The 18,797-nt window shown below is 72.1% G+C and carries 14 protein-coding genes; 5 read left to right on the top strand and 9 right to left on the bottom strand.

The window, feature by feature from the left end:
- Positions 1-148 precede the first annotated feature (148 nt).
- Positions 149-1,642: a hypothetical protein gene (locus tag ACFVGW_RS32775; RefSeq protein WP_385854513.1), complete on the bottom strand. Its 1,494-nt coding sequence runs from the start codon at positions 1,640-1,642 to the stop codon at positions 149-151.
- A gap of 234 nt (positions 1,643-1,876) precedes the next feature.
- Between ACFVGW_RS32775 and ACFVGW_RS32770 the strand changes: the two genes are divergently transcribed.
- The 3 genes from ACFVGW_RS32770 to ACFVGW_RS32760 all read left to right on the top strand — a co-directional run bounded on the left by ACFVGW_RS32770 (position 1,877) and on the right by ACFVGW_RS32760 (position 7,605).
- Positions 1,877-3,001 (top strand): aminoglycoside phosphotransferase family protein, encoded by a 1,125-nt coding sequence (locus tag ACFVGW_RS32770; protein ID WP_352189241.1) that lies wholly within the window; start codon positions 1,877-1,879, stop codon positions 2,999-3,001.
- 332 nt (positions 3,002-3,333) lie between these two features.
- Complete coding sequence (locus ACFVGW_RS32765) at positions 3,334-5,256, top strand: N-acetylmuramoyl-L-alanine amidase (protein WP_385854512.1); 1,923 nt, start codon at positions 3,334-3,336, stop codon at positions 5,254-5,256.
- A 159-nt stretch (positions 5,257-5,415) separates the two neighbouring features.
- Positions 5,416-7,605: a germacradienol/geosmin synthase gene (locus ACFVGW_RS32760; protein WP_385854511.1), complete on the top strand. Its 2,190-nt coding sequence runs from the start codon at positions 5,416-5,418 to the stop codon at positions 7,603-7,605.
- Positions 7,606-7,671: 66 nt separating this feature from the next.
- Here the strand turns inward: ACFVGW_RS32760 and ACFVGW_RS32755 are convergent, their stop codons facing one another.
- From ACFVGW_RS32755 to ngcE, 3 genes are read right to left on the bottom strand one after another with little or no spacing between them, the layout of a single operon-like run.
- Positions 7,672-8,595, bottom strand: coding sequence for a carbohydrate ABC transporter permease (locus tag ACFVGW_RS32755; RefSeq protein ID WP_385854510.1), 924 nt, complete (start codon positions 8,593-8,595; stop codon positions 7,672-7,674).
- Positions 8,596-8,614: 19 nt separating this feature from the next.
- Positions 8,615-9,526: a carbohydrate ABC transporter permease gene (locus ACFVGW_RS32750; protein WP_385854509.1), complete on the bottom strand. Its 912-nt coding sequence runs from the start codon at positions 9,524-9,526 to the stop codon at positions 8,615-8,617.
- 13 nt (positions 9,527-9,539) lie between these two features.
- Positions 9,540-10,970 (bottom strand): N-acetylglucosamine/diacetylchitobiose ABC transporter substrate-binding protein, encoded by a 1,431-nt coding sequence (ngcE, locus tag ACFVGW_RS32745; RefSeq protein ID WP_385854508.1) that lies wholly within the window; start codon positions 10,968-10,970, stop codon positions 9,540-9,542.
- A 274-nt stretch (positions 10,971-11,244) separates the two neighbouring features.
- Between ngcE and ACFVGW_RS32740 the strand changes: the two genes are divergently transcribed.
- Both ACFVGW_RS32740 and ACFVGW_RS32735 read left to right on the top strand, forming a co-directional pair.
- Entirely contained in the window at positions 11,245-12,393 is a 1,149-nt protein-coding gene (locus tag ACFVGW_RS32740; RefSeq protein ID WP_385854507.1) for an ROK family transcriptional regulator, read from the top strand.
- Between the two features lie 47 nt (positions 12,394-12,440).
- Positions 12,441-13,694: a Gfo/Idh/MocA family protein gene (locus ACFVGW_RS32735; RefSeq protein WP_383296175.1), complete on the top strand. Its 1,254-nt coding sequence runs from the start codon at positions 12,441-12,443 to the stop codon at positions 13,692-13,694.
- A 9-nt stretch (positions 13,695-13,703) separates the two neighbouring features.
- Here ACFVGW_RS32735 and ACFVGW_RS32730 read toward each other — a convergent pair whose 3' ends face one another.
- The 5 genes from ACFVGW_RS32730 to ACFVGW_RS32710 all read right to left on the bottom strand — a co-directional run bounded on the left by ACFVGW_RS32730 (position 13,704) and on the right by ACFVGW_RS32710 (position 18,783).
- A complete protein-coding gene (locus tag ACFVGW_RS32730) occupies positions 13,704-14,069 on the bottom strand; it encodes an RNA-binding S4 domain-containing protein (protein WP_385854506.1) in 366 nt (121 codons plus the stop codon).
- A 16-nt stretch (positions 14,070-14,085) separates the two neighbouring features.
- Complete coding sequence (locus ACFVGW_RS32725) at positions 14,086-14,586, bottom strand: hypothetical protein (RefSeq protein WP_352189247.1); 501 nt, start codon at positions 14,584-14,586, stop codon at positions 14,086-14,088.
- A gap of 244 nt (positions 14,587-14,830) precedes the next feature.
- Positions 14,831-17,962, bottom strand: coding sequence for an ATP-binding protein (locus tag ACFVGW_RS32720; protein WP_385854505.1), 3,132 nt, complete (start codon positions 17,960-17,962; stop codon positions 14,831-14,833).
- 111 nt (positions 17,963-18,073) lie between these two features.
- Complete coding sequence (locus tag ACFVGW_RS32715) at positions 18,074-18,484, bottom strand: ACT domain-containing protein (protein ID WP_385854504.1); 411 nt, start codon at positions 18,482-18,484, stop codon at positions 18,074-18,076.
- 56 nt (positions 18,485-18,540) lie between these two features.
- Entirely contained in the window at positions 18,541-18,783 is a 243-nt protein-coding gene (locus ACFVGW_RS32710; RefSeq protein ID WP_352189250.1) for a DUF397 domain-containing protein, read from the bottom strand.
- Positions 18,784-18,797 lie beyond the last annotated feature (14 nt).

The following is an 18,797-nucleotide window of genomic DNA, read 5'->3' as shown; positions in this document are numbered from 1 at the left end:
CGGCACCGGCTCGCGCCGGCCCGTGTCCACGCGCCACGGTGTCACCCCGCGGCGACGAGCGAGCACCCTTGGCGAGCACCCCTCAGGAGGGCATACCGGCGCGCGCCGGTGTGCCCTTTGGTCGTACGGTCGGGAGTCGGATCGGCCCTCAGATCCCGCGGGCCCTCGGCCGCTTCGCCGCAGGCTCGGGCAGGGCGAGCGCGATCTCCTCGCGCAGGTCCTCGATCTTGGCGTAGCCGGCGTACTGCCCGGTCAGCCGGTACATCTCGCGCAGCCGGTCCCAGGTGCGGTGGGACGAGGTCTCGCCCATGGAGACCAGGGCGAGCCGCGCGTACCGGTCGGCCTGCTCCGGGTCGTCGGCGATGAAGCAGGCCGAGGCGAGCGAGATGTAGTCGAAGAGCTTGGACCGGTTGTGACCGCTGCGGCGCAGCTCCAGGGCCAGCTTGGCGTGGCGCTGCGCGGGAACCGCGGCGGCGGGGTCGTGTTCGGCGAGAGTGCGGTACGCGAGGGCCTGCATGCCGTGCATGTCGGCGTCGTCGAAGTTCTGCATCCAGCTGGGCGGCGGCACGTCCGTCCGGTCGGAGACGAACAGGTCCTCGGCCTCGCCGAGCGTACGGCGCATGGCCTGGCCCTTGCCCATGGACGCCTGCGCCCACGCCTCGATGGTGCGCAGCATCGCCTGCGTGCGCGGCAGAACCTCCTCGCCGGAACCGGACTTGGCGAGCTTCATCAGGTCGAGTGCGTCGTCGGGCCGGCCCAGGTGGACCATCTGACGTGCCGCGCGGGACAGGGCTTCCCCGGCGCGCGGCCGGTCACCGCCCTCACGGGCCGCGTGGGCAGCGATGACGAAGTACTTCTGGGCGGTGGGTTCCAGGCCCACGTCGTGGGACATCCAGCCCGCCAGGACCGCCAGGTTGGCGGCGACGCCCCAGAGGCGGCGCTGGAGGTGATCGGGGTGGCGGTAGGCGAGCATGCCGCCCACCTCGTTCAACTGGCCCACGACCGCCTTGCGTTGGAGGCCGCCGCCACGGGAGGCGTCCCAGGCGCGGAACACCTCCACCGAGCGCTCCAGTGCTTCGATCTCCTCCGACCCGATGGGGGCGGCCTCGTAACGGTCGAACCCAGCGGGGTCGGCGTGGAGGGGATCGTTCGCACGGGGGGCCTGCGCGGCGCGTGCGGGGTCGGTGTGGAGCCAGTCGTGCATGGCGCTGCTGAGTGCGGAGCCGGCGGCGAGCACGGCGCCCGCGCCCACCAGGCCGCGTCGGTTGAGCATGAGGTCCATTCCCGTGAATTCGGTGAGGACCGCTGCCGTACGCTCGGGCGCCCAGGGCAGCCCGTCAGGGTTGTCGGTGTTCCTGACGTTCTGCCGTCTCCCGGCGCGCCCGTGTCGTACGAACCCGAGGTCCTCGATGGTCACGACACGGCCGAGTCGCTCGGTGAACAGTGCAGCCAGCACCCGGGGTACGGGGTCGCGCGGGGTCTCCCCCATGTCGATCCATCGCCTCACCCGTGAGGTGTCGGTCGACAGTTGCGGATGGCCCATGGCCGCCGCCTGCCGGTTGACGAGCCTCGCGAGCTCTCCCTTGGACCAGCCGGCGAGGCCGAAGAGGTCTGCCAGGCGGGTGTTGGTCTGTCCGGTCACGTCTAAGCCCCCAGGTTCTCGGCTGAGTTGACAGTAACCCCCTGTCATAGGGCTGGCGACTATTCGCCAGGCTTCGCCAGGGTGCGCCCGATGTTCCGCCACCCGCGCCGCGGTGTCAGGTAGGAACGCGCCACCCCGCCCCGGCAACCGGCCCACATTCCCCAGGGTGCGGCCCGGAGGTCGGGCGGGGCGACGCACGCAACTTGTCGGCACACGAAGGGATCTGTCTCCTCCATGTACACAGCATCGTCCTCCGTGTCCGCCCCGCCCCGGCCCCAGCACCGTTCCGTACCGGTCGGTGGCGGACCGTACCTCGCCCCCGTCGTTCCGGCGGCCCGTGCGAGGCGATGGGCGGGCAGTGCCGCTCAGCCGCTCAGCGGAAGAATCGACCTGTCCGGCCCGCAGGGGGCCCAGGTGCGGATGGCCATCGCGTCCGTCCACCGGATCTGCCCGGAGTTCAATCCCGTGCAGATCCTGCGGCGGAGCGGGCGTTCCGTGCTGATCGTCGGCACCACCGGGCGGGCGACGGCCGTCGCGAAGTGTTTACTGGACCACTCCCCCGCGTGGGTCGAGCGGTTCCAGCACGAAATAGCTGCCTACCGCTCCTTCGTCCGGCACCGTCCCCCGGTGCGAGCACCCCGGCTGATCGCCGCGGACCCGGAGAACTGCACGCTGGTGATCGAGCGGATGCCGGGCCGGGCGGCGGCTCTGACGCGCCACCCCGTCGAGGCTCCGCCGCGCACGGATCTGCGCGCCGCGCTCGGCGCCATCGCCCGGCTGAACGCCTGGCGGCCGCCGGCCGGCACCTTCGACGCACCGCTGGACTACCCGTCCCGGATCGCGCGCTACCACGAGCTGGGCCTCTTCACCGACCGTGACCGGGACGACCTGCAGAAGCTGCTGCACGGCCTGGCGCACGCCGGTGGACGGCAGGGCATGGGGCAGTTCTGTCACGGTGACGCCCTGCTCTCCAACATCCTGCTCTCGCCCGCGGGACCGGTGCTGGTCGACTGGGAGCACGCGGGCTGGTACCTGCCGGGCTACGACCTGGCGACGCTGTGGTCGGTGCTCGGTGACGCGCCGGCGGCCCGGCGCCAGATCAGTCAGCTCGCCCAGCAGGCGGGGCCGGCGTCCCGGGACGCCTTCCTGGTGAACCTGATGATCGTCCTGACCCGCGAGATCCGTACGTACGAGACGGCGGTGCAGCGCACCATCAAGGAGGCTCCGCCCGCCGGTTCGGTCCCCGTCCCTTCCGGCGCGGTCTCGCCGGGCGAGGAACAGCGGCGGCTGCTGCGGCGGCTGCACGACGACTGCGCCATGGCACGGCGGGCCGTGCGCGCCGCGGTCGGTACGCGCTGAGGCCGCGCCGACCGTTCCACGGGGGTGGTGACACGCCGTGCGCCCGGTGCCGACACACCGGGTGCGCGGCGTTCCGCCGTCCGCCGCGACCCGCGCCCATTGGTCCATGCCACTGACGCGCCGCAGGCCCGCGCGCCGCCGTCGCGAAACTCCGTGAGACAGCCCCGGCATCCCCTCTGACATGGGAACTCCCGTTCAGAGGCAAGTGATTGACGGATCGTCCGGAAGCCGATACCCCTGTACGGGTCCGGCCCCGCACGCCCCGTCATCACCCCTGGTACCCGGAGGCTGCCTTGCACCGTTCCGCGTCGCGTACACGGGTTCCCCGAGCGGTGGGCGCCGCGGCGTCCGCCGCCCTGCTTCTCCCTCTTCTGTCCGCCGCGCCGTCGGCCACGGCCGAGCCGGTGGAAGCCGGCTCGCTCCAGCGGCAGTTCGCGGCAGCCGCCGAACGCCAGGGGGTGCCGCAGAGCGTGCTGCTGGCGGTGTCGTATCTCCAGTCCCGGTGGGACGCGCACGGCGGCGCCCCGAGTGTGACCGGCGGCTACGGCCCGATGCACCTCACGGACACGGCGACCGCGCTGGCCGAGGCCCCGCACCACGCGCACGGCGAGGAGGACGCGCGGGGCGACGGTTCCCGCGCGCCGCGGGCCGGATCCGACGCGCGGACCGCACCACCCACGGCGGCGCAGCTGCCGGAGCGGCTGAGGACGCTGGACCGGGCGGCGGCATTGACCGGGATCCCGGCGCGGGAGCTGCGGACCAGTACCTCGGCGAACATCGAGGGCGGGGCGGCACTGCTCGCCGCCGCCCAGCGTGCCTCGGGCCGGCCGCTCAGCGCCGACCCGGCCGACTGGTTCGGCGCGGTGGCACGCTACTCCGGAGCCGACGACACGGCGACGGCGACGACGTACGCCAACGACGTGTTCGACGTGATGCGGGCCGGTGAGTCCCGGCGTACGGACAGCGGGCAGGTGGTCACGCTGGCCGGGGACGCGGACCTCGTGCCCCAGACCGGCCAGGTGGCGTCGCTGGGGCTGCGGACGGCGGACGCGGGCCGGACCGAGTGCCCGAGGACGGTGGCCTGCGAGTGGATCCCGGCGCCGTACGAGGAGTTCGGTGACGGGGACTACGGCAACCACGACAAGGCGGACCGGCCCGCGTCCCAGTCGATCGAGTACATCGTGGTCCATGACACCGAGGCGACCTGGGACGTCACGCTCCAGCTGGTGCAGGACCCGACGTACGTGTCGTGGCAGTACTCGCTGCGCTCGTCGGACGGTCACATCGCGCAGCATCTGCCGCTGAAGGACGTCGGCTGGCACGCGGGCAACTGGTTCGTGAACGCCAAGTCGGTGGGTCTGGAGCACGAGGGCTTCCTGACCGCGCCGGACTCCTGGTACACGGAGGCGATGTACCGCACCTCGGCGCGTCTGGTGCGGTACCTGGCCCAGCGGTACGACATCCCGCTCGACCGGCAGCACGTCCTCGGACACGACAACGTGCCCGGCACGACGGCGTCGACGATCCGCGGGATGCACACCGATCCGGGGCCGTACTGGGACTGGGCGCACTACTTCCGGCTGCTCGGCAGGCCCTTCACGCCGACCGCGGGCCCGCACGCGGCAGTGGTGACGATCCGTCCGGAGTACAGCGCGCACCAGCCGGTGTACACGGCGTGTGTGAAGGCCGGCGAGGCGTGCGCGCCGCACGGCAGCGGCGCGGTCCGGCTGCACACGGCGCCCGACGCGGACGCCCCGCTGGTGAAGGACATCGGGCTCCGGCCGGACGGCCAGGACTCGACGACCGGGGTCAACGACACCGGGGCGCGGGCCTCGACGGGCCAGCAGTACGCGGTGGCCGAGCGGCGGGGCGACTGGACGGCGATCTGGTACCTGGGCCAGAAGGCCTGGTTCCACAACCCGGAGGGGCAGCGTACGGCGGTGGGATCCCGGGGGCTGGTCCTGACCCCGAAGGAGGGTCTCGCGGAGGTCCCGGTGTACGGGCGGGCCTATCCGGAGGCCTCGGCGTACCCGGCCGGGGTGCCGGTCCAGGCGGTGTCGCCGCTGCCGTACAGGCTGCTCGCGGGCCAGTCGTACGTGGTGGGCGGCCGCACCCCGGGCGAGTACTACTTCGCTCCGGTGTTCGACACCACGGGGCACCGGGTCGTCCGGGGCCAGGAGGAGTACTACGAGATCCAGTTCGGTCACCGGGTCGCCTTCGTGAAGACAGCTGACGTGCGGGTATCCCGGGTCTGAGCGGGAGCCGGCGGGAGCGCGGAGGGGTGTCGCCGGAGGAGGGGACCGGCGACACCCCTCCTGCGTTCATATGACTACTTCCGGTGTCGCGTGGGTCATCGGGGTCAGGGGTAGAGCTTGGCCGGTCGACGCCCACGCTCATCGAAAGGCCCCGCACGCATGGCTCAGCCCTTCGTCCTGCCGGATTTCTATGTCCCGTATCCGGCGCGGCTCAATCCCCACGTGGAGGCCGCCCGCACGCACACCCGGGAGTGGGCGCGGGAGATGGGGATGCTGGAGGGCTCCGGCATCTGGGAGGAGCACGACCTCGACTCCCACGACTACGCGCTGCTCTGCTCGTACACCCATCCCGACTGCGACGCCGAGGCGCTGTCCCTCGTCACCGACTGGTACACCTGGGTCTTCTTCTTCGACGACCACTTCCTGGAGGTCTTCAAGCGCACCCCGGACCGCCCGGGCAGCAAGGCGTACCTGGACCGGCTGCCGCTGTTCATGCCGAAGGACCCGTCGTCACCGGTACCCGAGCCGACCAACCCGGTGGAGGCCGGCCTCGCGGACCTGTGGCGGCGTACGGTCCCGTCCATGTCCGCCGCCTGGCGGGAACGGTTCGCCACGGCCACCGAGGCGCTGCTGTACGAGTCCCTGTGGGAGCTCGACAACATCGACGAGGGCCGGATCGCCAACCCCGTCGAGTACATCGAGATGCGCCGCAAGGTGGGCGGGGCGCCCTGGTCGGCCGGGCTCGTCGAGTACGCGGCGGGCGCCGAGGTGCCGGAGGAGGTGGCGCACTCCAGGCCGCTGCTCGTGCTGCGCGACACGTTCTCCGACGCGGTGCACCTGCGCAACGACCTCTTCTCCTACCAGCGGGAGGTCGAGGACGAGGGTGAGAACAGCAACGGCGTGCTCGTCCTGGAGAAGTTCCTCGGTTGCACGACGCAGGAGGCGGCCGAGGCCGTCAACGACCTGCTGACCTCACGGCTCCACCAGTTCGAGAACACGGCGCTGACCGAAGTCCCGGGCCTGTGCCTGGAGAAGCGGCTGACCCCCGCACAGTGCGCGGCGGTCGCGGCGTACACGAAGGGGCTGCAGGACTGGCAGTCGGGCGGCCACGAATGGCACCTGCGCTCCAGCCGGTACATGAACGAGGGCCTGAGCAGCGGGACTTCACGGTTCGAGGGGGTGCTCGGCACCTCCGCCCTCGACATCGCGACGCTCTTCGGCCGCCCCGCGGCCGCTCGCCTGCGCGCCCTGACGCACGTCCCGCACCCGCGGGTGGGCGCGTCGCTGCTGCCCGACTTCGATCTGCCCTACCCGCTGACGCTCAACCCGCACCACCTGGAGGCGAAGCGCCGGTCCGAGGACTGGGCGGATCGGATGGGGCTCCTGGACGACATCTGGGACCGGCCGACGATGGAGGGCTTCGACCTCGCGCTCTGCTCCGCGGGGCTCGATCCCGACGCCACGGTGGAGGAGTTGGAGCTCAGCGCGGAGTGGCTGACGTGGGGCACGTACGGCGACGACTACTACCCGCTGGTCTTCGGCCGGCCACGGAACCTGATCGGCGCCAAGGAGTACACCGAGCGTCTCAAGTCCCTGATGTCGGTGACCGACCCGGACGCGGCTCTGGCATCGGCCGTGAGTCCGATGGAGCGTTCGCTCGCCGATCTGTGGACGCGGACGGCGGGGCCGATGAGCCCGGACGCCAGGGCCCGGCTGCGCGGAACGATGGACGGGATGCTCGACAGCTGGATGTGGGAGCTGCACAACGAGGCGCAGCACCGGGTCCCCGACCCCGTCGACTACATCGAGATGCGGCGCCTCACGTTCGGCTCGGACATGACGATGCTGCTGGGCAGGCTGCGGCGCACGGACGGACTGCCGCCCGGGATCTTCGACAGCGGCACGGTCCGGGCCCTGGAGAACTCGGCCGCGGACTACGCGGCCCTTCTCAATGATCTCTTCTCGTACCAGAAGGAGGTCGAGGTGGCGGGGGAGGTCCACAACGGCGTCCTCGTCCTGCAGAAATTCTTCGACTGCGACTACCCGACGGCCGTCTCGATGGTCGACGACCTGATGCGCGGGAGGCTGCGTCAGTTCGAGCATCTGAAGAGGCACGAACTGCCCCTGCTGTACGAGGACTTCGGGCTGGACGCCGAGGGGCGTGCCGCCTTCGGTGCGTATGTGCGCGGGCTGGAGGACTGGCTCGCGGGAATCCTCAACTGGCACCGCGGCGCGCGGCGTTACGGACCCGACGACGTGCGCCGCGGCAGTGGTACGTCGCTGGCCCGGCGGGGCCCGACCGGAATCGGCACCTCGGCCGCGCGGCTGACGGCGCTGTTCGCGCCGTAGGCCGCGACGAGCGGCCGTCCCGGAGGCGCCGGCCCGCGGCCGGCGCCTCCCTCCGGGCATCCTGGGTCACTTGAGCGCGCCGGCGGTGAGGCCGGACTGGATCTGGCGCTGGAAGACGACGTAGATGACGAGCATCGGAATGATCGAGATGGTCAGGGCGGCGAACAGCGCGCCCCAGTCGGCCTGGTTGCCCGCGGCGGTGGAGATGGACGCGATGCCCTGGGGCAGGACCCACTTGTCCTCGGCGTCGCCGGGGAGGAGGACGAGCGGCAGGAGGTACTGGTTCCACTGCCCGAGCACGTTGAAGATCGTGAGGCTGACGACGGCCGGCTTCGCCATGGGCAGCATGACCTGGAAGAAGGTGCGCGTGTGGGAGCAGCCGTCGACCACCGCCGCCTCCGCGATCTCCTTCGGAAGTGTCTTGAAGAAGGCGGCGAGGAAGAAGACGGTGAACGGCAGCGAGTAGGCGATGTAGACGAGCACGAGTCCCGTGTGGGTGCCCAGGAGACCGAGGTTCTTGACGACGAAGAACAGCGGTACCAGGGCGAGGAAGACGGGGAAGGTCAGGCCCGAGACGAACATGTAGTAGAGGATCCGGTTGCCGGGGAACTCGTACCGGGCCAGCACGTAGGCGGCCATCGAGCCCAGCAGCATCGTGCCGGCGACGCCGAAGAAGACGACCACGACGCTGTTGAGGAGGTACTGCCCCACGTGGGCGGTGTCCCAGGCACGGGTCCAGTTCTCCCAGCGCAGCGAGGCGGGCAGCGTGAAGGGGTCGCCGAAGAGTTCCTCGGTGTTCTTGAAGGAGCCGAGGAAGGTGAAGAGCAGCGGCACGATCACCACCAGCGCCCAGAGAGCGAGGGAGAGGTGGGCCATACCGGCGAGGAGGCCGACCTGCTCCCGGTCCGCGCGTGCTCTGGACGCGGGCCGCTGATCAGGGCCGGGTTCGGACGCTTTGGAGACCGCCGGGGCTTCGGTGCGCGTCGGCATGGCCGTCGTCGCTCCCTTCTCAGTACTCGAGCTGCTCGCGCCGCGTGAGGCGCAGGGTGAGGGCGGTGAAGGTCATGACGACGAAGAACATCACGACGCCCATGGCGGAGGCGTAGCCGAACTTGTAGTAGGTGAAGGCGTTCTGCCAGACCTGGAGGCCGGCGACGGTGGTGGCTCCGTCCGGGCCGCCCATGTTCACCGAGAGGACCTGGACGAGCGCGAAGCCGTCGAGAACGGCGATGCCGAGATAGACCCAGGCCACCTGCACGGTGCCGCGCAGCAGGGGCAGTGTGATGGAGAAGAAGGTCCGGATCCGCCCTGCCCCCTCCAGCTCGGCCGCTTCGTACAGCTCTCTGGGAATGGCGGCCATGCCCGCCGCGAACAGGACGAGGTAGAAGCCGACACCGCTCCAGACCATGACGGCCATGACCGCCCACAGGGCGACGGCGGGCTCGGTGAGGAATCCGACCGGTTCGATGCCGAACCGGGTCAGCAGGCCGTTGAGGACACCCGATTCGTCGGGGCGGTAGACCGCCTGGAAGAGCACGCCGACGACCGCGATGGACAGGACCTGGGGGAAGAAGAACACCACCCGGTAGACACCCGCGCCGGGGAGGCCTCGGGTGCCGTCGGAGCTCCTCCGGCCGGCCACGTTGAGCAGGAAGGCGAAGACCAGGGCGAGACCGATCGTGCACAGCGGCACGGCCAGCAGCATCAGACCGTGGTTGCGCATCGCCTTCCAGAACATGTCGTCCTGGAGGAGCCGGGTGAAGTTGTCCAGGCCGACGTAGTCCGCCTGCTCGGAGACACCGCGCCAGTTCGTGAGCGCGATCTGGAAGGCCTGGGCGTAGGGGCCGAGTACGAGGACGACGTAGAGGATCACCGGGGCCACGAGGAACCCGGCGATGAACGGGTATCTGCCATGCCGCATGTCCGGCCTCCGCTCAGCGCCTGAACTTCTTCACCGACGGGTCCTTCTTCAGCTCGTCGGCCTTCTTCTGCATGCGCTTGGCGAACGCGTCACCCGACCCGCCCTGGAACATCAGCTCCAGCGTGGCGTTCTTCAGCTCCTCCGCCAGCGGCTTGTACCACACGGCGTACTTGCCCTCGACCATGGACTTGTCGGCCGCGGCCGTGTCGAGAGCCCGCTGGGACGAGGCCATTCCCGGGGGAAGGGGGACTCCGTCCGCCGCGCCCTGGACGGTGGTCAGCCAGCCGCTCGCGGCGGTGAAGGCCCTGGCACCCTGGCGGGAGAAGATCAGCCGCATGTACTCCATGGCGGCCGCGGGGTTCTTGGCCCTGGCAGGGACGAACGTCTGACCGCCTCCGACGGCCGTCTGGATGGCGTGCGCCGGAAGGGCGTCCGAGCCGGTGACGCTGGGGACCGGCATCATCGCGTAGGTGAAGTCCTTGGGCGTGGACAGCTTCTGCTCCGCCTCCAGCCAGTCGCCCGACGGATAGAGGGCGATCCTGCCCTGGTTCTGACGGAGCTGCACCTCGGTGTGGATCAGACCCTGACAGCTCTTGTCGGTGTACTTGGCGCCGATCTCCGCCCATGCCGCGGCCGCCTGTCTGACGGCGGGCGCGGTCCAGGCCCCCGGTTCGAGGTTGTCGATCGCGCGCAGCACGTCCTGCCCACCGGTCTTCGTGGCCGAGGTGAGGATGACCTGGGAGTGGTAGTCGGCGGCGTTCTTGCCGGCGAAACCGTAGGGCGTGATGCCGGCCTTCTTCATCTCCGCGCAGAGCGACAGGAAGGCGTCCCAGGTGGTGGGCACCTTCCACCCCTCCTTCTCGAAGAGCTTCGCGTCGTACCACAGGCCGAAGGCACGGGCGTAGAAGGAGAGCACGTAGGGCTTGCCGTCGATCAGCGCGTTCTCGTAGGCGCCCGGCAGAAGGGTGTCCTTGACCTTCTTCTTCGGGTCGTCCACCGAGGGGGCCTCGTACAGCTCGGTCAGGTCGAGCACCTGCCCGCCCTGGATCAGCGCGCCGAGATCGAGACTGTCGGCACCGACGTTGTCCACGTAGTCCGGCGGGTTGCCTCCGACGAAGCGCGGCTGGAGCGTCTGCGACATCCGTTCCGTCGCGCCGCGCTTCAGCGTCACCTCGGGGTACCTCTTCCGGAAGAGGGGGTCGACCGAGTCCGGCAGGTAGCTCGGGTTGCCGCCCTTGAACCACACCAGCTCCACCGTGGAGCCGTTCTTGACCCCCAGGGGGTTGTCCGCCGTCTTCTCCCCCTCGGCGGTCCTGGGCGCGGCATCCGACCCACCACCGCCCATGGCGCAACCGCCCAGGGACGCACCGGCGGCCAGGGTGGTGCCCACGGCCATCGCGCCTCTGAGCACGGCTCGACGATCGGGGTTCGGAAGTCCGGTCATGGCACGCCTCCAGCGAGAGTCAGGATTGACGAGTGATCAGGCTGTGCGGGTCGCATCGCGATCAGGTAGGTCACGTGTCGTGGGCCGGGGGTGAGGTTGCGCAGGGGGAGCATGGCTCTCCCGCGCCACCTCGTCAAGAAGGTAAGCGAAGTCTCCTGGATAACCCCGGTCACCACACCTGATCGCCCCATGGACGGCCATTGACGTCCCCCGCCGAGGTTGTGTAACTCTCTTTCATCGACCGACCCACGACGGGCTGATGGAGGACGCGGACGTGCCCAGTGGCATACGGGGAAAGGACCTGGCCGGTCTCCGGAAGATGAACGCCGCCGTGGTGATCCGCGCGTTGCGCGCCCGCAGTCCGCAGACGGTCAGTCAGCTCACGTCCGCCACCGGACTGTCCAGGCCCACGATCGAGGGCCTGGTGGAGACGCTGTCCGCGCGCGGATGGGTGGCGGAGACCGAGGGGAGTCCCTCGGGAAGAGCCGGCGGCAGGCCTGCCCGCTCCTTCCGGTTCCGGAGCGAGGCGGGCCTCGTCGTGGGCGTGGACATCGGCCTGCACAAGGTCGTGATGGACCTGTCCGATCTCGCGGGCGAGACGATCGCCCGCGTACGGGAGGACACCGATCCGGAGATGACGGGGCTGGCGCGTCTCGAGTTCCTGCGCACCCGTCTCGCCGCCCTCCTGTCCGCACACTCCGTGACCTCCGACCGGCTGCTCGCGATCGCCGTCGGCGTGCCCGGCATGGTCGACTCCACGGGCCGGTTCAGATCACAGGTGATCCCGGACTGGAACGACGTCGACCTCGCCCGGCGCCTCGCGGACACGTTCCCCTGCCGGATCCTCGTCGAGAACGATGCCAATCTGGCCGTGGTCGCCGAGCATTGGCGCGGCTCCGCCGCGCTGGTGGACGACGCCGTCTGCATCCTGGCCGGTCGCCGGATCGCCGCCGGGCTGCTGCTGTCGGGGCGCCTGCACCGAGGGCGTCGCGGCGGCGCGGGCGAGATGAGCACGCTTCCCCACCTCGGCCTGGGGCCGGCCCACGAGTCCCTGCGCTGGAGCGGTGAGCGGCTGCCCGGCGAGTCGGACATCGAGGCGCTCACCCGCGCGGCGGCGGAGAAGGATCCGCGGGCCCTCGCGGCCGTCCATGACTTCGCACGGCGGCTGGCTCCGGCGATCGCCGCCCTGATCCTGGCGGTCGACCCCGAGCTCGTGGTCCTCGCCGGCGGGATCAGCCCCTTGGCCGACGCCCTGGTCCCCTCGCTGACCGAAGAGCTCGACCACATGACCCAACACGTACCGCCCATCACCGCCAGCACTCTGGGCGAGGCGGTGGTGGCGCGCGGCGCCGTCCGCAGGGCTCTGGACGCCGTGAACCGCGAACTGCTCGACGATCCCGAGTCCCTCACACCCATGACCTGACGAACGGCCGTCCCTCCCCCGGCTGTCCGCGAAAGAAGGAGCGAGACATGCCCGACGCAACAACGCTGCTGGTGGTCGGCGCGGGTGACCGCGGAACCCGTCACGCCCGCTACGCCCTGCACCATCCGGACCGCGCCCGGGTCGTGGCCGTGGCCGAGCCCCTGCGCGTACGGCGCGAACGGTTCGCCGTCGAGCACGGCCTCGCCGCCGACGCCGCCGTGGCGGACTGGCGCCAGATCGTGGAGCGCGGGCGCGTCGCGGACGCGGTCCTGCTCTGCACCCTGGACCGCGACCATCTGGAGCCCGCTCTGGCGTTCGCCGCACAGGGTTACCACATCATGCTGGAGAAGCCCATGGCCCTGGACGAGGAGTCCTGTCGCGCCATCGTCGACGCCGTCGAGCGGGCCGGAGTGATCCTGGCCGTGGGTCACGTCCTGAGGTACACCCCGTACACCCGGGTGCTGAAGCGCCTCGTCGACGCGGGCCGCATCGGGGACGTCATCAGCGTGCAGCACCTCGAACCGGTCGGTCACTGGCACCAGGCGCACTCGTACGTCCGTGGCAACTGGCGGCGCACGGACGAGTCCACGTCCATGCTGATGGCGAAGTCGTGCCACGACCTGGACTGGCTGCAGCACATCGTCGGCGAGCCGCCGGCCCGCGTCTCCAGCTTCGGCCGCCTGACGCACTTCACACCCGCCAACCGCCCCCAGGACGCCGCCGACCGCTGCGTGGAGTGCCCTGTGCGCGGCGAGTGCGCCTTCGACGCCGTGCGGTTCTACGGCGACCGGCTCGCCGCCGGCGACAAGGGCTGGCCGCTGTCGGTCGTGCTCGACGACTTCACCGGGCCGGCCCTGGACGCAGCACTGCGCACCGGCCCGTACGGGCGCTGCGTGTACGCCTGCGACAACGACGTCGTCGACCATCAGGTCGTCGCCATGGAGTTCGCCGGTGGCGCCACCGCCACCTTCACCATGACCGGCTTCACGGAGATGGCCAACCGGCGCACCCAGATCTTCGGCACCCGTGGCGAGATCCGCGGCGACGGCCGGATGCTGCAGATCCACGACTTCCGCACCGGGGACACCGAGGAGATCGACACCCGCCCCGCCGGGGACATGTCCGCCTCGGGCGGTCATGGCGGCGGCGACGAGGGCCTCATGGAGGCCTTCGTCGCGGCGGTCGCCGCCGAGGACCCCTCGCTCGTCTCGTCAGGTCCGCGTGAGTCGCTGCTCAGCCACCTGTCCGTGCTCGCCGCGGAACGTGCCCGCGAGACGGGCACCGTCGTCGAGGTGTCCTGAGTCCCGAAGTCAGGCGGAACGGCCGCGCAGTTGGTCCAGTTCGCGGCGCTCACGCTTGGTCGGACGGCCGGCGCCGCGGTCGCGGAGGGCGGCCACGGCCACCTGCTCGCGCGGGGGCGGCGGGGGGCTGTTGTCGACGTACGCCTCGGCGGCGACGGGCGGGCCGACCCGCTTGGTGAGGAGCTGCTTGACCTCGACGATCCGCTCCCGGCCGCCGTGGAAGAGGCGCACCTCGTCGCCGGGCTTCACCGGCTGTGCGGGCTTGGCGCGGTCACCGTTCACCTTGACGTGCCCGGCCCGGCAGGCGGCGGCCGCCTGCGAGCGGGTCTTGGTGAGGCGGACCGCCCAGATCCAGCTGTCGACGCGTGCGCTCATCGGCCCCCGCCCCTCGTCAGCCCTGCTGGAACAGTTCGGCGGGCAGCGGCTTGAGCAGCGCGTAGAGATCGTCGGTGATGGGACGGTCCCAACTGGCGATCGTCACGAGGACGTTGTCGCTGCGGTCGAACTGCACGCAGGCGATACGGCTCTCGGAGAGCTTCAGCCGGCGCACGATCAGCAGGTTGTCGCCCTGCATCACCGGCATGTCCTCGGTGTCGAGCACCTCGACGGGCTCGTCGTTGTCCAGCGCCGCGAGGAGCTGGGCCACCTCGAAGGGGATCTGGCCCTCGGCGAGCTCGCGGGCCGGGGAGCCCTCCGGGAGGTTGCCGATGATCATCGCGGGACCGCGGCCGCCGAACAGGTCGTAGCGCAGGAAGACGCCCTGGCAGCTCCCGTCGGGTGCGGGCAGCAGCCCGGCGCCGAGATTGCCGGGCCAGTCCCCCGGGTCCATGGCGAGGACGTCGAAGTCCGGGCCGGCGGGGGTGGCGGCGCTGCGGCGGCGGAGGAAGGACATACGGCCATGGTACGTGCCCCGGCGCCCACCGCGACGCGCCGGGGCGGGTCCGCCGGAGGGGCCCGCCGACGCGCCGTGGCGGGTCCGCCGGAAGGGCCCGCCGACGCGCTGTGGCGCTTGCGCCCGGGTGGACCGCGACCGTGTCGCGCACGGGGTCGTGCCGGCCCCCGTGCGGCGGCTCGGCGCGAGCGCCGGGGTCCCCGCCCACCCCCGGTGAGCAGGGACGACGAGTGCCCCGGGAGGGTCAGTCGGATCGGCCGGGGCCGCCGCTGTCGCGGGGCTCCCGGCCGGGCTTTCCGAGGGCCTGGGCGAGACCGGCGCGATCCGTGCCGAGCTTGCGGTAGACGGCGGACAGCAGCTGGGTCACGGCAGCGTCGTCGGCGCCCAGCGCCGCCGCCGCGTCCTCGCCACGGACAGTGAGCTCGGCCGCGGTGTGCTCACGCGCGGTGAGTGTGTCCGTGCCCGCCGGGTGGAGGGTCCGGGGCCGGAGCCCGGCGGCGGCGAGCTCCGCCCTGGCCTCGTCCCCCAGCCCGTCCGCCCCGCACGTCTGGGCGGCCTCCAGGCCCCGGTAGAGGTAGTCGGCGGCCTCGCCGGTGCGTCCGGTGCGGCGCAGCGCTCCGCCCAGGGCCACGAGGGAGCGGGCCAGCTCGTACGCGGCGGGTGACCGCTCCAGCCAGTCGACGGACTCCTCCAGGAGCTTCACGCGCTCGTCGCCGCCGACGACCTCGGCCGTCACGCGGAGCGCCTGGCCGATGGTGGAGGGCGCGCCGTACTGGCGGGCACGGGCCACGGCTTCCAGGGCGGTCGCGGTGGCCCGCTCGGGGGTCTCCCGCGCCTCGGCGAGGGCGAGGTGGAGCTGCCAGGGGCACCAGGCCGGGTTGCGCATGCCGCGCGGGTCGAGGCGCCGGCCGACGGCGGCCAGCTCGGCCGCCGCCTCCTCGACGCGTCCCGTGGCGAGGAGGAGTTCGGCGTGGACGGTCTGGGAGTCGGGGAAGGTGACGGCGGCGGGGAACGGCTCGCCGAAGTCGTGTGTCCGGGCGATCCGCGCGGCCTCCTCGACCCGGCCGCGGGCGAGCAGCACCTCGATCGTGACACCCACGGCGTACCAGAGGGCGGGGGTGCGGGGGCCGACGCGCTCGGCGAGCATCAGACCCGCGCGGACGAAGTCCTCCGCCTCGACGAGGCGGCCGCGGCGCAGCCGGATGTAGCCCTGGAGTGTGTATGCGAAGGAGAGGTGGGCCCCGCGCCAGCCCTGGCGCTCGAACTCGGCGGTGCCGGCCGCGAAGAGCTCCTCGGCACGGCCGGGCCGGTCGGCGTAGAGGAACGTGAGGGCGACCAGGACCGGGACCTCGAAGCCCCGGCTCTCGTCGGCCCAGCTGAGGCCGCCTTCCAGGGCGCGTTCGGCGTGGTCGACGGCGACGGCCGAGGGTTCGGCGCGCAGCGTGGCGTCCCAGGCGCGCAGGCCGATGACGTACCGCTCCGTGAGGTCGCGACCGGTGAGCCGGTCGGCGAGCCGGGCCAGCCGGCGGGAGCGGGCCGGCGAGTCGGGTTCGTCGGCGCGGAAGGCGTCCCACATGAACTTCTCGGCCTGCATGCGGAGGCGGCTGCGGGCGTCGGTGGTGAGCCGGGCCTCGCGGCCGAGGAGTTCGGAGGCCTCGACGAGCCGGTCGCTGTGGGCGAGGACCTGGGAGAGGCGGTAGACGATGCCGTGGCGCAGGGCCGGGTCGGAGACGGGCTCCTCCAGGGCGGCGCGGAGGTGGTTGACGGTGGTGGCGGGCTCGGTGAGCAGGGAGGCGCTGCCGAGTTCGAAGAGGACGGCGGCGCGTTCCTCGTCGGCGGGAGGTTCGCGCAGGGCGCGGGCGAGGAAGCGGCGGGCCGCGTCGGGGGCGCCGGCGCGCAGCGTCTCGCGTGCGGCCTCCCGCAGATGGCCGACCACCCAGGGGTCGCCCTCCGGGTGGGTCTCCAGGAGGTGGCGCGCGGCGGCGGTGGCGCCGAGTCCGGCGTCGATGACGCACCAGGCGGCCTGCCCGTGCAGGGCGACACGGGTGGCGGCGGGGATGGCCTTGTAGACGGCGGTGGCGATCAGCGGGTGGACGAACTCGAGGGTCTCGGTGCCCGCGAGGACGCGCGCGTCGCGCAGCCGTGCGGCGCAGTCGGCGACCGCCTCTCCGCCCAGCCCCGCGACGGCGCCGGCGAGCTGGGGCGAGATCTCGGTGCCGAGGACGGCGCAGGCCCACGCGAGGCGGACCGTGGCGGTGCCGAGCCGTTCGAGGGTCGCCACGAGGCCGCTGCCCTTGACGGCGGCAGCGAGGTCGCGGAGTTCGTGGGCGGCCTCGGCCCGGGGTTCGAGGCCCCGCTCGCGGACCTTGGCGGCGAGTTCGACGGCCTCGAAGGGGTTGCCGGAGGTGACGGTCCAGCACTCCCGGCAGAACGTGTCGTCGGCGTGCGAGCCGACCCGGTCGCGGACGAGGCTCGCGATGGCGGAGGAGGTGAGCGGTTCGAGGCCGAGGGGTCGCCTGCCGGACCGGCGTCCGGTGAACTCGTCGCCGCTGTCCGGGAGTTCGTCGGGGCGGTAGGCGACGACGAGGAGCATGGGCAGTTCCTCGGCGCGCGGCGCGAAGGCGGAGAGCCAGCCGAGGGATTCCGGGTCGGCCCAGTGGGCGTCGTCGAGGACGACGACGAGCGGGGCGCGCCGGAGGGCCAGGTGGGTCAGGACCCAGTCGAGCCCGTCGCGCAGGCCCTGCGGGTCGGGCGGTCCGCCGTCGCCGGCGGCGCAGAGTCCGAGGGCGGGGCCGACGATGTCGTACCAACTGCCGAGCTGGGCCCGGAGTTCGGTGTCGGAGGCCGCGGCGAACTGCGGCTGCAGGAGCTGCCGCGCCACGTGGAAGGCGACACGCTGCTCCTGATCGCCGCCGCGCGCCGCGAGCACGGTGCATCCCTTGTCGGCGGCGCGCCGCCGGATCTCGGCGAGCAGCGTCGTCTTCCCGAGGCCGGCGGGCGCGGCGTAGGCGAGGACGCCGCCGCGGGGGGTACGGGAGGAGGGCGGGGTGGCGTGTCCGGTCGACGGGTGCGCCCGAGGGGCCCGGGTCGCCGCTCCCTCCTGGGGGCCGATCGGTTCGGGCACGCCGCGCAGGAGCCGCAGCGCCGGGCCTCCCGGTGCGGCGGCGCTCTCGCGCGGGCGTCCGCCCGGCGCTTCGGGTTCCGGTGCCTCGCGCGGGAGCGGGACCTGTTCGTCCGGGTCGTCCGGTTCCGGCCACGGCTCGTCGTCGCCGAGGCCGGTCAGCTGGTTCAACGCCTCTTCCGCCGCGGCGAGTTCCGCCTCGCGCTCGAAGAGGCCGATTCCCCGGCGGCCCGCCCTGTCACTGTTCACTGCCACGTGCTTCCACCCCCACGCCGGGGGCGCACACCCGGCGCGCGGATGAGTGCGGCCGGGCCGACGGGCCCCGCGAAGACCCCAGCGTACGCCCGTATGCGCCCTCTGTGAGGGTCAGACGGCGGACCGGTCCGGGTGTTCCGCAAGTTCTTGCAGCACGGCCAACGCCAGGTCCGCCCGGGCGTGTTCGACGAAGAGGTGGTCGTGGTGGAATCCCGCCACGACATTGCAGCTCAGCCCCGCCCTGGCGAGCTCCCGCGAGACCGCCGCGGTCAGTCCGACCGCATCGAGCGCGGAGTGGACCCGCAGCGTGATCCAGGCGGCCACGTAGTCGTACGCCAGACCGGCGGCGTCCGCCTCCTCCTGGCGTACGACCAGCGTGAGCCCCTCGCTCTCGGCGACGGTGGCGACCGGGGCGACCCCCGCAGGGGCGGGGCCGTCCACGGTGGTGAAGACGTAGCGGCCGGAGTGGAGCTCCGGCCGCATCCCGGCGACGAGCCGGGTCAGATCACGTTCTGCGCTCATGATCACCACCCTAGGACGGGCGGGACCGGGTGAGGGGCACCGACGATGTGAGGCCGTCAGGTCAGGTCGAACTCGCCCTCGCGCGCGTTGACCACGAACGCCCGCCACTCGGCCGGCGTGAAGATCAGCGACGGTGCCTCCGGGCGCCCGCCGTTCCGCATCGCGATGAAGCCCTCGACGAAGGCGATCTGGACGTCTCCCGCGCCCTGGCTGCCCGACCTCCAGTCGGCGCCGCTGAGGTCGAGTTCGGGCCTGTCCCCACCCGTGAAGGCCTGCTGAGTGGTGGTGCTCTCCGCCACGTCCGTGCTCCTCC

The sequence above is a fragment of the Streptomyces sp. NPDC127129 genome (genome assembly GCF_042671585.1).
Classification (GTDB): Bacteria; Actinomycetota; Actinomycetes; order Streptomycetales; family Streptomycetaceae; genus Streptomyces.
The sequence above is the reverse complement of the archived record's forward strand: the minus strand, read 5'-3'. Positions and strand labels throughout refer to the sequence as shown.

Bases quoted from the DNA above. Each gene is read 5' to 3' on its own strand.
- ACFVGW_RS32770 (WP_352189241.1), top strand. From the start codon at position 1,877: ATGTACACAGCATCGTCCTCCGTGTCCGCCCCGCCCCGGCCCCAGCAC.
- ACFVGW_RS32760 (WP_385854511.1), top strand. From the start codon at position 5,416: ATGGCTCAGCCCTTCGTCCTGCCGGATTTCTATGTCCCGTATCCGGCG.
- ACFVGW_RS32755 (WP_385854510.1), bottom strand. From the start codon at position 8,595: ATGCCGACGCGCACCGAAGCCCCGGCGGTCTCCAAAGCGTCCGAACCC.
- ACFVGW_RS32750 (WP_385854509.1), bottom strand. From the start codon at position 9,526: ATGCGGCATGGCAGATACCCGTTCATCGCCGGGTTCCTCGTGGCCCCG.
- ngcE (WP_385854508.1), bottom strand. From the start codon at position 10,970: ATGACCGGACTTCCGAACCCCGATCGTCGAGCCGTGCTCAGAGGCGCG.
- ACFVGW_RS32735 (WP_383296175.1), top strand. From the start codon at position 12,441: ATGCCCGACGCAACAACGCTGCTGGTGGTCGGCGCGGGTGACCGCGGA.
- ACFVGW_RS32730 (WP_385854506.1), bottom strand. From the start codon at position 14,069: ATGAGCGCACGCGTCGACAGCTGGATCTGGGCGGTCCGCCTCACCAAG.
- ACFVGW_RS32725 (WP_352189247.1), bottom strand. From the start codon at position 14,586: ATGTCCTTCCTCCGCCGCCGCAGCGCCGCCACCCCCGCCGGCCCGGAC.
- ACFVGW_RS32715 (WP_385854504.1), bottom strand. From the start codon at position 18,484: ATGAGCGCAGAACGTGATCTGACCCGGCTCGTCGCCGGGATGCGGCCG.